Source organism: Pseudoalteromonas sp. SR45-6 (assembly GCF_014163545.1).
Lineage (GTDB): Bacteria > Pseudomonadota > Gammaproteobacteria > Enterobacterales > Alteromonadaceae > Pseudoalteromonas > Pseudoalteromonas rhizosphaerae.
Map to the genome: position 1 here is coordinate 1 of NZ_JACJDM010000221.1, position 302 is coordinate 302.

Here is a 302-nt window from a genome sequence, read left to right on the forward strand (position 1 = left end):
CTTTACCTTTTAGCCAATCAAATGGAAAAGCATCTTCTAAAATTTCGTCCCTAATTTCAATTTGCTGTTCAATTGAGAAGTCTACCCAAAAGTCTGAAGGACGATTATTATTTTTATCAAACTCTGCTGTAATGGGATCTAAATGTCGGTGTTGTTCATATACCGGCACATCGGGCAATGGCTTACTTAAATCCATAAAGCGCACATAACACTCCCATAATAAATAACAATGGACAGGGTTAGCTGAAAGCTCTACAACTGAACCGGTTACTATTGTTTTAGGGTACTTTTCTTGGTCTATA

1 pseudogene is annotated in these 302 nt (G+C 36.8%); it reads right to left on the minus strand.

Going from position 1 to position 302, the window contains the following annotated elements:
* A pseudogene (locus H5158_RS22995) lies at nt 1–196 on the minus strand (hypothetical protein); the annotation flags it as partial.
* Nucleotides 197–302: the final 106 nt, after the last annotated feature.